This is a genomic window from Marivirga aurantiaca, from assembly GCF_016679925.1.
GTDB lineage: Bacteria > Bacteroidota > Bacteroidia > Cytophagales > Cyclobacteriaceae > Marivirga > Marivirga aurantiaca.
The window spans coordinates 347,866-362,325 of record NZ_JAEQBW010000002.1; the positions used below are offsets into that span (position 1 = coordinate 347,866).

A 14,460-nucleotide genomic window follows, 5' to 3' on the forward strand; every position below is an offset into this window, starting at 1 on the left:
AAGATTATTACTGGAGAAAGATTAAAAAAATGATAAAAATTCACTACATGGGGAAATACTTTTCTCATGCACGAAGCATACCCACTCGTTATGCTACCATAAAAAGTTTTACATCTGTTGGCAGTGGCTTCTTTTGCACCATATTATTATTGTTACTAAACCTGAGCGCAGGCACAGTAGCAGCACAAGGCTTTATTTTTTCCAACCATGATAGAATGATGGGCTTTTACAATCCGGCTTTTAATGCCTCCGATAATTTTATGGAGCTGAATGCCATTCACAGGATTCAATCTTATGCAGAGGGTTTACAGGTAAACACCACAGGCATAGATTTAAGCAGGCCTATATTTGACCGCTTCAAAACCAAAAGAATGGGAGGAGTAGGACTTTCGATTATGCAGGAAAGCCTGAACAATGATAGCCCTTATAGAAAAATTACGGCATCTGCTTCCTATGCCTATAATCTACCCATCTATAAAAAGCAATACCTGAGTTTTGGGGCGCAGCTTTCATTTAACCAACTGCAATTTTCTTCCACGGACAATTATATCACTGGAAGCCAGTGGGTGAGCAATTTTGGCTACGATCCATCCATGCCCATAGGGGAAAGTTTATCATCCGTAGTGGACGCATACTTTGGTGTAGGTACGGGGCTTTTATGGTATATGGAGGATGATTTGGGCAGGATCAAATATACAGCAGGTGTATCCGCTTTTAATCTCAATCAGCCCGAGCTTCAATTTACTGCCCAAAGTCAGAAAATCCCTGTTATGTATGGCGTGCAATTAGCCGGTGAAATTTTCCGGCAAGGCAACCATCAACTCTTTTTGGAAGCCATCAGTAGTTTTGATAAAAACATGCAGTTGGGCGGTTTGGGTCCTCGCTGGACTTACCATTTTGCCAATATGGATCCTTTTGATCCCTTTACTTCAGGGGAGCTGTCTGCTTTCGCTAAATACTACAATGAGGGACGGATCAGTCTGGGAAGTTCCATTTCTCAAAAGAATTTCTCTTTTGCCTTTTCTATGGATTTTTTCACCAACAACAGTTACCAGAATACGGCCACAGAATTTGGTTTAAGTATTATCAAAAAACTGCACCTCACCAAAACAAAGGAGGCTCCTGAAATTTCCGAAACAGGATATCAGATTGGTACTGAGCGGGATTTCAGCAACAATGAAAATATTAATTTGGAGAAAGAGCCGGTAGAGAAAATTGAAAAAGCTTACCAGCAAACCAGCGTGGAAGGTAATTTTAGTTTTGAGCTAAGCGTGAATTTCAACTTTGAATTCAATGATACTTCCCTTAATGAAGAGGCCAAAACCTATTTGAAGGATATCTTCTTTATGCTGCAATCCAACCCGGCCTTAAAACTAATGATCACCGGCCATACCGATAATGTAGGTTCGGGAAGGGCCAACAGGAAGGTTTCAGCAGAGCGGGCAGAAAATGTGATGGATTACCTTGTTGAGCTGGGTATTTCCAAAGACAGGATGAAAGCGATAGGCAAAGGGGATTCTGAACCATTATTGCCCAACAATACCGAATCCAACAGGGCTAAAAACAGGAGGGTTGAGTTTTTAATTTTTGCTGAAAAGAATTAGTAGTTAACATTGAAAAATATCAATTGTACATATCGATTATTTACCATTCTCATTATTATGTGGGCGGTTTTGTTGCAGGCAAACAATGGAATGGCACAAAACCTGGATCAGATTGGCAACAGCCAGCCATTAAAAATAAGCGGTGGCTTGTCTGTGAACCAGACTTTTTTCCAGTCTAATTTATCTGGTAACAGCAGAGATCCTTATGCCTTGTTTTTAAACGGCAATTTGAATTTCTCTATTTACGGGCTTTCAGTACCGCTCTCCTTTGCCTATAGTAACCAAAATTTCACTTACCAACAGCCCTTTAATCAATATGGATTAAGTCCTACCTATAAATGGGCTACTTTACATTTGGGTTTCAGAAGTATGAATTTTTCCAAGTACACCCTGGGCGGGCATATGTTTTTAGGAACAGGAATTGATCTTGCTCCTCCCGGTAATTTCAGGGTTTCGGCCATGTACGGCAGGCTGCGGAAAGCGGTCGCTTATGATTCTACCCAGAGCAATAATCAGCCCTCTTACCAAAGAATGGCCTATGGAGTGAAAACGAGTTATAGATTTGCACAATCTACCATTGATTTTATCCTTTTTAAATCTGAGGATGATCAGTTTTCCATAGAAGCACCTCCTTTGACTACTGAAATCACGCCAGAGGAAAATCTGGTATTAGGAATGGAGGGGAAAACACTCTTTTTTAAGAAGCTGGTATTCTCTTATGAGTACGCCAATAGCATCATCACCCGGGACAAAAGAGCAGAGCAAAAACAAGTAGCTGGCGGTAGCTTTTATCAGGCAACTGACTTTTGGATAGCCAATAAAAACTCTACCTCTTACCACCATGCCGTTAATTTAAAAACTGCCTACAGTGGTTCTTTTTACATGATCGGGCTCGGTTACGAAAGGGTAGATCCGGGCTACATCACCCACGGATCCTATTATTTCAACAATGACTTTGAAAATATTACCGTCAATAGTGGCTTGAAACTTTTAAAAAACAGGCTGACATTGAATACCAGCCTGGGTACCCAGCGAAATAACCTGGAAGAGGATAATTTGAGTTCTACCAGAAGATTTTTAGGATCAGTCAATACCAATATGGCCATCAGTGATAAATGGACCACCGGGCTTAATTACTCCAATTTTCAAACTTTCGTGAATGTGAGATCAGCCATAGAGCAGTTAACAGAAACTGATCCGACTGTCAATCTGGACACTCTGAATTTCACTCAAATCTCGGAATCTTTAAACCTCAACAGTAACTATCGTTTTGGAAGTGAAAAGGAACAACAGCATTCATTAAGTATTAATGCTGCCATTCAAAGGGCAAGTGAAGAGCAAACATACAATGAAAACAACGCAGGCTCTCAATTTCTAAACCTGAATGGTGCCTATTCCTTATCCCTTTCTGAAAAACAATTAAGCACCAGTCTTAGTGTAAACTACAGTCATAGTGAAAGCATGGATATTACTAATCAAATTATTGGCCCCGGCATTAATGTGTCCAAATCTTTCAACGATAATCAAATCCGGACTACGCTGGGCGCTTCCTATAATCTTTCCTATGCAGATAATGTCCGTAATAGTGAAATTGTCAACTTGAGGCTTGGGGGTAATTATAAATTATATGAAAGCCACCATTTTAATTTAAACGCCATTTTAGTGAGCAGAAACAATACATTGGGACAGGCTGCCAATGTCAATAATATACCCGCTCCTGACAATATTATTGATTTCACAGCCAATTTAACCTACAGTTATAGCTTTTAGTCCGTATGAGGTACCTTAGAAATTTACATATTCAATTCATCGCTTACATTAAGAAAGCTTTCAGTCTGCCCATATTGGCACTGATGAGTCTGTTGTTGCTTCAGTTGAATGCGCAGGCGCAAATCTCCCGTTATCCGGTAGATGCCAGTGTGCTTTTAACGCCACCTTATTCAGTTTACCTTTCTGATTATGCCGAAGCTGCCAATCCGCTTTTCAGGTTGAATTTGAGATTGACTGACCAGGAAAAATTTAATTACCAGGTAAAGCTAAGGATTTCCATTGAGAGCCTGGAAGGCCTCACTATCAGGACCCGACCGGGCTTTGTAAGTACACCCATTTATCTTGAACCTAACCAGATTTTATCGCTCACAGGTGCAGACATAGCTCCTTATTTTAACCTCAATAACCTGGAGGTGACGGGCAATGGCTCCAATTCGGTCAAAAATAGTGGCCGTTTGCCGGAAAGTATTTATACGGTGAAGGTTGAAGTGCTGGATTATTCCAGAAACCAGGTAGTGTCCAATGTGGCCACTACCATGGCATGGATTATTATGAGCCAGCCTCCCATACCCATTAACCCGCTTGACCGGGAGATGCTGGAAGTTTTTGAGATGCAAAGAGTAAGACTTACATGGGCTGCCCAGCATCAGCAATTGCCCAATATGGGCAGAATTGTTTATCAGGTAAAAGTAGTGGAATTGCCTGATGAAACTACGGATCCCAACAATGCCCTTTTAAGTTTACCACCTATTATCAACTCCCAGACTTATAATACCTGGTTCGATATTGACTTTAGCGTGGCCACATTAATACCGGGCAAACATTATGCATGGCAAATTATAGCCTCTGACGAAGATGGAAGGAGCCGTTTCAAAAATGGGGGACGCTCACCGGTACAGCAATTCCAGTATGGGCAACTGTGTTTTGGTCCCCTGGATGTTTCAGCCGAATCGCTTGACAGCAGGCGGATAAAAATAAGCTGGGACAATAATGAGGGTAATACCCGCTATAATATCAGGTATAAGGAAGATGCGCCCAATGCCGAATGGTTCTCTACTTCCGATATTTATGTGAAAAGTGCTACAGTCAATGACCTAAAGCCCAACACTAAATACCTCTACCAGATCAAAGGCTATTGTAATGTAGTGCCTACTGAGTTTTCCGAATCTTACAGTATCAGAACAGATGAAGAAAGTGCAGCTGATTTTGTGTGCGGTGTTACTCCGGCAGATTGGAACCTGGAAAATGTGGAGCTACTGGAAAGCCTCAACAAAGGAGATGTTTTCTATGCGGCTGATTTCGATATAAAAGTAATAGAAGTATCCGGAGGAGCAGGGCAGTATTCAGGTGAAGGCCTGGTAGTGGTGCCGATGATGAACCACATGAAAATTAAAGTGGCATTTACCAATGTAAAAATCAATACCGAATCCAGACTGGTAGAAGGGAAAGTAATAGTGATAGGCGGTGTGGTGCAGTTGCTTGATGATGCTACCAGGGATAAAATATTCAGTATAGTTGAGAATATTGATGGGCTGTTTGACCAGTTGGAAGATTATTTGGGTTCTGCTGCTGAGCTGTTGGATGTTATTGACGGTATCAATGAAACCATTGATAATCTTCAGAACGATGAAGGCCTACCTGATGAAGTGGCCGATGCTTTGGATGAGGCTGGTGTAAAATTGGGCGAAGCTGCCGAAGCTTTGGCTTCCGGGGATGTGAGTGGTGCTATTGACCTGGTGGAAGAGGCCGCCAATATTGTAAAAGATGCCCTGGCCGAAGTAGGAGCCCAGCCCAATACTCCCGATCCCGGGCCGGATAGTGGCAATACCGTGCCTCTTTATGATGGAAACCCGGTATTGGCCAATTTTGCCCCTTCTGCACAACAGAAATATGGTTTTGATGCCGTGCGAGATAATTATGCCCTAGTCAACTATCCACAGCAGGAAATTTTGGGCAATAACTATAAAATGGCCTATAAAGCCATCAGCTCAACTGATTTGGAATACCTGGATGCCGGCTTTAGCGGCAACAACGATATAGGTCAATACATAGGCTACAGAACCAGCTATATGACCACTACCAAAATGGGAGAGGCGAGCCAAAACAAGCAAAGCCTGTCTCTTTTAGGAACAGGCGATGGGCAGGACGATGAGCTAGTGGCTTTCATGAAAGTATTGAATGAGGAGGACAAGGAAGAAGAAGTCATTACCGGAGCCATAAAAATAGCCAGTTACCAGCCCGGAACCGAGCAGTTGATGGTAGTGCCGGTAAACGGAGCAACTTACCCTTTTAATGAAGGTAATTTACAGCAAAAGCTGAACGATATTTATAAGCAGGCGCTGACTGGTTTCAGCGTCACTGTGGCCCCAGATTTTGCTGTTAGTGATTGGGATGAGAACGATGACAGAAAGCTGGACAATGGTGCTTCCGGTATGCTTTCCAACTATCCTAAGGAAATGCGCAATATCCTGCGGGCCTATAAAAATGAGAAAGGCTTTACCGATAATACCTATTATATATTTCTGGTAAAGGAGCCTGAGAATACCAACAGGGTAGCCTATATGCCGCGTAAAAAGCAGGCGGGCTTTGTCTTTACTGATAAACATAATACCGAAGAAGAAATAGTGACCACCATAGCCCACGAGTTGGGGCATGGAGCATTTAGATTGGAACATACCTTCGTCAATGGAACTGTTGCTCCTAACAGCACCGACAACCTGATGGATTATAACGGAGGCAAATTCCTTCACAAATACCAGTGGGATTTGATCCACAACCCGGTAAGCATGATTACACTGTTTGATGCGGATGAGGATGGGGCTTATGATATGAGTGATAATACTCTTTATTATAAAATCATTCAAGAAGTCAGGTGTTCTCTTTACAGTGGCGATAATTTTGAAGGACAACAATATATTGACAGAGTTCCTACTTCTGATAAGCGAAATATACTTATGAACTTATCACAAGTAGGTAAAATTGCCATAGTTACCAGTAACTCGACTGAACTATTAAGAAACATTAATAGTGAAACAGGTAATTATTCAATAACTGTTCATACAACACCTAGAGATGGAGCAGCTATAAAGCATAATTTTACTTATAAGATTGATTTTGGATCGTTCACTCTATTTTCAGAACAAAATCTTGCTGATTATTTTAATCCAACAGAAGCATCGCTTAAGGCAGACTTAGAGACTGTAATATCAGGTATAAATGATATTGACAATTTAACGGATGGCGATATTGATAATCTGAAGACTATAGCTGCTTGTTCCAGCACTTTTTTGGATACTGACACCAGGTATAGATTGATAAAAGCAATTCTGAATAATAGTTTTTTTAATACTCTTGAATACAAGGAGGATCTAGTGCTTGATTTGATAAGAACAACTCAAAGTGGAGCGGATTCGAAATCCTTATATAATAAAATAAGTAGTGACAATTCTTTAATTGAAGAATTACTCGATGATTTAGATAATATTACGGGTGGCAAAGGTAATGAAAATAATTACGATCGCTTAGCCATAGAATATATAACACTATTTTATAAAGGTTTTACATCCGCTGAATTAGAAAATCTTTATAATGATCCAAATGTAATTCCAAACGATTATAAAATATTTTTTAATGGCTTCTCTGAAAATTCTAGCCTTATTTGTGCCCCATGGCTAATAGAGGCTACAAAAAATGGCAGCCAGGTTAAGTTTAATGAAAATATTCAGAAAACAAATGCTCAGAATACTCATGGAGCGGGTTCAATCCAACCTTGTGTAATTATAGGTTCAGAAGAATACACTTTGGATCTGAACAAACTAGTAGCCATTGATGTAAGTGCTACTTTAAGTGAAGAGTTAGGCATTACCTCAGGGATTTATGTAATGCCAGTTTTTGCATATTATGTGCTGGTAAGTGCAGACCAAAACCAGAAACTAAAAGAAGCAGTCGAAACTTTTGTTTTTATTGCTGGTTTAGTAACACCTTTTGATGAATTTTATTTCTTAGGCAAGGCTTTAAGGTTAGCCAAAACAGCTGTAAGGTCAACTCGTTTTTCAAAAGTTAAAAATGTTGCCGAGTCTGGAGGTAATAAAATCGTTGTAGAACTTGATGCTGATGGACTTAAACTTAAAACTGATTCAGACGGTAAATTAGTTGATTTTGTTGATTTTAAAGCTATAGGCGGGACAGGTAAGTCTGCAATACTTGAAAAACTTAATGCTTTAGGAGATTTAACTCACGCTAAAAATTTTGTTAATAGTTTAGATGATGTTGCGGATGCTTCAATATTATCTAATTTAAATAATATAGGGAATGCTCAGTTACAAAAGTTAAATACATTTTATAAGAATAGGCCTTCTCCTGAAGGGTTTTCAAAAACTGATTTTGATTTCACTGCAACAAAAGTATTGGAAAATGGAAATGAAGTTTCAGTTACATTTAAACATGGTTTACCAGATTTCAGAAACCACTCTCCAAGCTTTAATTTTACTGATGGTACACCAGTTGGGAAGTTTAAATATCAATCACAAAATTTAACAGGTTATGGGACTGATTTCAAAGAAGCGAATACAGCTTTAGCCAAAAAATTTGGAATTGAAAAAGTTAATAATCAATGGCCTCAAACAAATGCAGAAGGATATTTACAGAATGGTGACTTTAGATGGAGAAAAACAGGGACTAACTTTTCACAAAGATTTGAATTACTAGAAAATGGAGAATGGGTGGAATATACTTGGCATCATTTCGAAGATGGGACTACAATGTTCCCTGTAAAAAGTAGTATTCATTCAACTTCGGATGGAGGTTTTGCTCATCCAGGAGGGGGAGCTATTTTAGGTGATGGTACGGTTACATTGAAGGATATATTTAATTTCTCTGGTTTTTAATTAAGGAAACTTATTTGTTGTAATTGGCTGATGAATTCAAAGATATTTTTAGATATTTTTACAAATCTTTCATCAGTCATTTCGTTTAATACATAAATTTCATCATTGTCTAATGAAACACAAATTCCGCCATTATGAATCCCAGATGTTATAATTGGTAGCATTCTATCATTTTGATAATAATCACCTGTATTTGAGTATACTTTTAATCGGTCTACTAAACTTTTGCGAAACCCTTCATATCCTAAATCTTCATTAGGATGTATGACATGGTGATTTTCATTAGGTGTTAGTGAATTTAAGACAAATGTTTGGCAAAAGGTTTTAAATATTGGAGGCAAAGAAACATTAAATTCTTTTTCTAATTCATCAACATAGCCTTTTTGCTCATTGGGTACTAATTCAAAATTTCCAAATATATTATTCATATTTATTATTTATTGTGCATCCTTCAGTTTAAATTCACGCCCATTCAAAAAAAAATATGTTTTTTCGGTTTAAATCTATCGCTAATTTCTACGCATATTCTTTAAATTTTTAATCATATTGATCTTTGCAAAAATAAATATAGTTCTTTACAAAGCAAATCAATTTGCTTTATTGATAATGTTCTTTAGTGACTCAATAGCACACGTTGTGTAGCAAACTTAAATGAATGCTTATTAAAATTAACACAATTCAGATGGCACAATTAGATATATCATTGAAATGAAGGAATTATGATTAAATTAACTGAAGAAGAAATAAAAAATCTTTCAAGGCAAGAAAGATACAATTATTATGAAAAACTAAGGAATTACGAATGGTCTAAACTAACTTGGGAGGAAAAAAAAGATTCAATACTATCTGATTATGAATTTATCATAAATAAAAGGGGGATTGAATATATTACTCTTGAAGAGTCGATAGAATTTGCACTTAAAAACGAACCAAACGAAAGGTCAAATTATGTAACTCCTTTGGTAGAGCAATATTTTAAGAGATTAGAAAATGAAAAGTTCACTTTTTTCTGGGAAACTAGTTCTCCATTTTCACAATGGCATAAATCAAAATTTTTAGCTTCGACTTGTTTAATTCAAGGGGTATGTCTTGATAATTTAAAACGTAAAGATGTTTTAAAAGACAAGTTCCCTTTAATCACTCAAGAATACTCATCCGCAGAGCAATTTATGATGTATCATAAAGCTATAGTTTTTCTTGACATAAATATTGCAGAGGAAATTATGTCGACAAATGATGTCCGTAAAATAAAAAACTTAGGACGTAAAGTTGAGAATTATGATGGAAAAGTTTGGGAGTACTATAGAAGCAATATAGTTTATGAAGGTAACAAAGCAAAATTTACTCAAAATGAAGAATTGAAACAAGCTTTATTTTCAACTAAAGGGACTACACTTGTTGAAGCTGCTCCTAATGATATCATATGGGGTATTGGTTTATCTGAAGATGACACTAGATCATTAAAACGTGAAACTTGGAAGGGTAAAAATTTACTTGGTGAAATACTCACTAATATAAGAGTTGAATTATTGGGCGAATATTAATGAAATGACGTTATTTCGCGAGTCCCACCCGTTGATGCGAGCTTTTAGCTCATATCTTAAGCAAACCCTGCTAGCTCAGCTATTGATTACTCAGTATGGAAGGTCTGTGAGATGTGCATCTGATGTTGTAGTAGAAAAGTAATTAAAGACCCCCATGCAGAGCATGGCGGGAACGGGGGCTTATGCTCAAGGTGGTGTATCTATAACAGATAGATTAGATAGTCTTAAGGACCAGACTGGATTCGATTATCTTTCGATAGTACACTGCGAATCATGTGAAGGTAAGGAACAAAACCTGATTTTACCAGAAGAGGCTAATTTTGTTGACATCGAAGGTATTAGTCATAATGTGAGCTTTACCAATACAATAAATCAGAGTTTGGAACTCGATAAGGTTGAATCAATTTTAAATGCCGATAACTCTATCGCCTGTTTTATATACTATTTTAAATCAGAAGACAACCAATCAGTTCAACTTAACGCATCGAGTTCCAATTATTCTGGTAATATCAATGCCCCATTACTACAAATGTTTGATAGATATAATCAAACAAAAGTAATAGATTGTACTGATCAACTTTCTGGAGATTGGAGGAATGAAATTTGTAGTAATACTGAATCTAGTTTTGATATCATTTCGTTGTTTGATTCAAATTATTTTGATCAATTACTTGCTACCTTAGAAACCTGCCTTGAAAATGTTGAGCCTGAATTAAGCGAAGGCGATATTCTTAATATTCTGTCTGAATTATCGAATGAGTCAAGACAGAATCAAAAAGTGCAATTTGCTTATAATAATAAGGTATATGAACTGCAGAATGGTCAGTTAACTGAATCGGAGAATCCATTAAGTAGCTCTGATATTGAAAGCGGAAACTGGTCTGATAGCAACTATGATATGTTATTCAGATTTGCGTTAAACGAATCAGATAATATAGTTATTCAAAGTGCTGGTATAAGATCAAATATCACACTATTTGATGCAAGCAAAGAAGTTGATCTTACTACCCTTTCAGAAAATCTAAAACTGAAAGGGAATCAGTTACTGTTAAATTATGATATAAAAGAAGTATCAACCACTCCTGCTGAAAAACAAGGCTCCTTTGATACTGAGGCATTTCCTGGAGGTGGTAAAATAGATGTAAAAACAGATGTCTCCTTTTTTAAGATTGTATTTGAGGGATCGGCCTTAATGGGAGAATTGCTTAAAACAGGTAATATTGAAGAGCCAACTTATTTAGAATCACCAGCAGAACTGCCTGTAATAAGATGTCCGCCTGTATTGACTGGAGGTACGGAGGCTGCTTTAAGAGAGGTTACCGATATCACAGGTACGGTTGTTATGATATATGATGTTGCCGTAGATGAAGAAGCTAGGAATCAGGCTTACAATGGATTGGTAACCATTAAGGGTCAAATGCTTGATGACCCTAATTCTTTATGGCCCCTATTGGGTGAAGCACTTTTGGAGGAAGCCACAGGCAATTCCTTACAAGATTGGGGACAAGCCACTCAAGATGATATTGACTTAGGTAAGAGTAAACATACCTATGCTAAAGGAACCTTTCGAATAACGGCTTCAATCATTTTTGGTGGAAAGTTCTTGGCCAGGTTGCCAAAAATAGCAGATGATATCATCTCAAAATTATTGCTGTCAAAGGGACGAATAAAAATTAAAGACGTAGCAGAATTATCTGCTGAATTACAAGCAAAGCTTGATGAGCTACTAGCAAAAATTAAACAATTACCAGAGAATGGTAAAAAGTTTTTTGAAGATTTTGCAGATGCCACTAACGAGATGTTGGAAGCCTTCCTAAATAACCCTAACTTGGTGGACTCGTGGAAAGGTATTGGAGACGCAGCAAAAAGAGCTAATCCGAATCTTTCTGATGCAGGCAAGATTCTTAGGAAAGATATCAAATCTCTTGAAGCTTTTGCAAAGTTTGATGCCGACCTGATCGGTAAAATAGGACAGCAAAGGTTTGATGATTTTATGACTAACCTGATAAAAGCAAATCCGAAATGCAAGACATGCGGAAATTCAGGAAGTTCTTTGGTGGGCAATTTAGATGATGTTCTCAATGATCTCCATGAGGTGGTTACCAAAAGGGTTAATTTTAGTGATGCTGATGTGGCCAAGGGTTTTGATGATTTTCTAAAAGAAGCAGGAGAGCAAGCATCAAAAGCTAAAGGCGCAGCACTCTCTCTAAAAAAGATGGCCAGAAATTGGGCTCAGTTAACAGAAGGTGGATGGAGTCTAAAGGGATTTGAAGGAAATATCCCTGATATTGAAACTGGCCATAGACTTGATTTACTACTCAAAAAGACCGAAGGAGCCAGAGAGTTAGAGAAATCCATTGAGATGAAGAACTGGGGTTCTGCCAGAAGTATTTCAGGTAGCACATATGATCAGTTTAAAGCGTATATCTCAAGTGGGAAACAGTTCGATTATTATTCCAGCGATGGTTTAAGAGATGCCATGAAGGGGAATTTCCAGAATGTATTTAAAGATGCTTCTAAGGCGCAGGAGCTTTGGGATGCTAACCCGTCTCTTTTTGAAAATCTTGGATTCCCTGATGTTGATGCTTTAACTGGTGCAGCCAATGCAGGGCAACTTGTCAATCATCCGTTACTTAACTTTGTAAAATAAAAAAAATATGTTCAAGAAGAAATACGTAATTGAAGATAAAGTAAACAAAGGTTTTTTGGTTGAAGCAGGTGAAATATTGTTACAGGCAACTTCCTATTTAAAAAAAATCGATATTTGTACTGGAGATACTATTGTAGAGTCGAAACTAAATAGTGGACTGAATATTCAAAAAATAGAAAAGTCGAACGATTATTATATTGGTTTGGCTAGTGGTAAAATCGTTTTTTTTGATTGTCACTTAAAATTGAAAGAAGAAAAAACTATTAGGTATGTTGGATATCATTTATACGATCAAAAGTATTTAGTTAAGATTTTAGATTATGATTACACTACTTTCAAAGGAAAGTATAGTGTATTTGATTTGCTTTCGGGGAATGACTTATGGGAAATAGATACTGGCGAAATGATAAAAGTAGATTCAAACATAGCCTTTACAGCATCTTCAAAAGAAGTAGGAAAGAGAGACTTTGCTACCGGAGAGAGTGAATGGACTTATGAAATTGACAACGAGAATTTTGTTCCGGAACTAATTGGTGTTTTTAAGGACTTGGTGTTTTTTGGTTTGCAAAAAAAAGACAAGCTCATTGCTTTAGACCTTGCAACAGGAGCATTAAAATGGGAGAGAAAATCCTTTCCATCATTAAATCGTCTGGATCAAGAAAAGGGTGTTATCCATTCCATATCAAATGGCTATTGTAAGCTGAATGCGAGTACTGGTGAAGAAGTAGATACATTTATAGATCAAGAATACTTTAAAGGAGAGGGCGTCTTTAGTCAGCGAAATAACTATGCTATTGACGGGGATCATCTGATTACTACCGACTACAAAAAAGGAGTCATTGGGTCTTTTAATACCGTCACTCACAAGTTTGATTGGTTACATGAAGAAAAGGGGGTAAGCTTTCCAGCCCCCAGTCCGATTATCTATCAAGCTCCTTATTTATTAGTTCATGATAATAAAGGAACCCTTCATATTTTCGAAAAAGAATAAATGAAGTCATTAAAATTTCTATATTACTCAATTTTCTTTTTTATCGCTGGGTTGTATTCAGTGCCAACTAGTCCTGAAGCTATTGGTTACGAAAGAAATATTTCCTCTTCACAAATTGGTTTGTCGGAAGTATCGGTAAAATCGAAAGCCAGTTTCTTTTTAAGTAAACTTTCTGTTCAGCAAATTTCAGAAATCACGAAGAGAAAAGTCAGAAATATTTCTGATGAAACTAGAAGACTTCTGAAATCAGATAACATCAAACTTGTTATTTCTGAAGAAACAAAATGGCTTGGTCTAATTTAAAAAAAATCTCTACATTATCAATCCTATCTAAAGAGGCAGGTCAGTCTCGGGAAAATCAAGCATTTGATAAGTGTCATGAGTTGGTGGACTCGTGGAAACGTATTGACAACCACCTCGGAGAAGCAGGCGAATTAGTCAGGAAAAACTCTGATGCACTAAAGCAAGTTGATGAAGCTATCAAAGAAGGGTTAGACGCAACAGATGCAATAGAAGATGCGGCTCAAACCTTAGGAAAGACCCCTCCGATGGCGCACGCGTGCCGCGTGTGCCACTTTGATTTCAAGAAATATGATTAACTTGTATCATTCCATCAAAACCTAGAGTTGCAATGAGCAGAAAATATAAGTTTCATAATAAAGAAGGCTTGTACTTTGTAAGTTTTGCTACTGTATATTGGATTGATGTTATTGTAAGAGAACAATATTTCTCTATCATTATCGAAAGTTTAGATTACTGTAGAAAAAATAAGGGTTTAGAAATTTATTGCTATTGCATAATGCCTAGCCATCCCGAATACGGGACAGGTAATACATTTAATAATAAGTACCAGAGATACTAATGACAGTTTGAGCGAAATTTTAAGAGCCTTTAAGAAATTAAGTAATAGGAAGATTATTGAAGAAATAAATGCTATTAATGAAAGCAGAAAAGAGTGGCTGGTGCGAGCATTCGAAAGGGCTGGTAATAAACTAAAAAGGATTAAATCAAATAA

Annotated in this window: 9 protein-coding genes; 8 read left to right on the forward strand and 1 reads right to left on the reverse strand. The window is 37.4% G+C overall.

Going from position 1 to position 14,460, the window contains the following annotated elements:
• The first annotated feature begins 29 nt into the window (after positions 1 to 29).
• Genes JKA74_RS06945 through JKA74_RS06955 form a run of 3 tightly spaced genes read left to right on the forward strand, consistent with a single transcriptional unit; the run spans position 30 to position 8,260 of the window.
• A complete protein-coding gene (locus JKA74_RS06945) occupies positions 30 to 1,604 on the forward strand; it encodes an OmpA family protein (protein WP_236587583.1) in 1,575 nt (524 codons plus the stop codon).
• A 9-nt stretch (positions 1,605 to 1,613) separates the two neighbouring features.
• The gene (locus tag JKA74_RS06950) at positions 1,614 to 3,374 is read left to right on the forward strand and encodes a hypothetical protein (protein ID WP_201430436.1); all 1,761 of its coding nucleotides are present in this window, start codon (positions 1,614 to 1,616) and stop codon (positions 3,372 to 3,374) included.
• Between the two features lie 5 nt (positions 3,375 to 3,379).
• A complete protein-coding gene (locus JKA74_RS06955) occupies positions 3,380 to 8,260 on the forward strand; it encodes a fibronectin type III domain-containing protein (RefSeq protein ID WP_201430437.1) in 4,881 nt (1,626 codons plus the stop codon).
• Here JKA74_RS06955 and JKA74_RS06960 read toward each other — a convergent pair.
• Positions 8,257 to 8,688, reverse strand: coding sequence for an SMI1/KNR4 family protein (locus JKA74_RS06960; protein ID WP_201430438.1), 432 nt, complete (start codon positions 8,686 to 8,688; stop codon positions 8,257 to 8,259). The two genes, JKA74_RS06955 and JKA74_RS06960, sit on opposite strands and share 4 nt — an antisense overlap.
• Before the next feature lie 291 nt (positions 8,689 to 8,979).
• Between JKA74_RS06960 and JKA74_RS06965 the strand changes: the two genes are divergently transcribed.
• From JKA74_RS06965 to JKA74_RS06985, 5 genes are all read left to right on the forward strand, one after another.
• A complete protein-coding gene (locus JKA74_RS06965; protein ID WP_201430439.1) occupies positions 8,980 to 9,804 on the forward strand; it encodes an NADAR family protein in 825 nt (274 codons plus the stop codon).
• A 154-nt stretch (positions 9,805 to 9,958) separates the two neighbouring features.
• Positions 9,959 to 12,454: a hypothetical protein gene (locus tag JKA74_RS06970; protein WP_201430440.1), complete on the forward strand. Its 2,496-nt coding sequence runs from the start codon at positions 9,959 to 9,961 to the stop codon at positions 12,452 to 12,454.
• A gap of 7 nt (positions 12,455 to 12,461) precedes the next feature.
• A complete protein-coding gene (locus JKA74_RS06975; RefSeq protein ID WP_201430441.1) occupies positions 12,462 to 13,445 on the forward strand; it encodes an outer membrane protein assembly factor BamB family protein in 984 nt (327 codons plus the stop codon).
• Positions 13,446 to 13,748 (forward strand): hypothetical protein, encoded by a 303-nt coding sequence (locus tag JKA74_RS06980; RefSeq protein WP_201430442.1) that lies wholly within the window; start codon positions 13,446 to 13,448, stop codon positions 13,746 to 13,748.
• Entirely contained in the window at positions 13,730 to 14,044 is a 315-nt protein-coding gene (locus tag JKA74_RS06985) for a hypothetical protein (protein WP_201430443.1), read from the forward strand. The genes JKA74_RS06980 and JKA74_RS06985 overlap by 19 nt, the downstream gene beginning before the upstream one ends.
• The last annotated feature ends 416 nt before the right edge of the window (positions 14,045 to 14,460 follow it).

Excerpts from the sequence above, each read along its gene's own strand:
- JKA74_RS06945 (WP_236587583.1), top strand. The coding sequence starts at position 30 with ATGATAAAAATTCACTACATGGGGAAATACTTTTCTCATGCACGAAGC.
- JKA74_RS06955 (WP_201430437.1), top strand. The coding sequence starts at position 3,380 with ATGAGGTACCTTAGAAATTTACATATTCAATTCATCGCTTACATTAAG.
- JKA74_RS06960 (WP_201430438.1), bottom strand. The coding sequence starts at position 8,688 with ATGAATAATATATTTGGAAATTTTGAATTAGTACCCAATGAGCAAAAA.
- JKA74_RS06965 (WP_201430439.1), top strand. The coding sequence starts at position 8,980 with ATGATTAAATTAACTGAAGAAGAAATAAAAAATCTTTCAAGGCAAGAA.
- JKA74_RS06970 (WP_201430440.1), top strand. The coding sequence starts at position 9,959 with ATGCAGAGCATGGCGGGAACGGGGGCTTATGCTCAAGGTGGTGTATCT.
- JKA74_RS06975 (WP_201430441.1), top strand. The coding sequence starts at position 12,462 with ATGTTCAAGAAGAAATACGTAATTGAAGATAAAGTAAACAAAGGTTTT.
- JKA74_RS06980 (WP_201430442.1), top strand. The coding sequence starts at position 13,446 with ATGAAGTCATTAAAATTTCTATATTACTCAATTTTCTTTTTTATCGCT.
- JKA74_RS06985 (WP_201430443.1), top strand. The coding sequence starts at position 13,730 with ATGGCTTGGTCTAATTTAAAAAAAATCTCTACATTATCAATCCTATCT.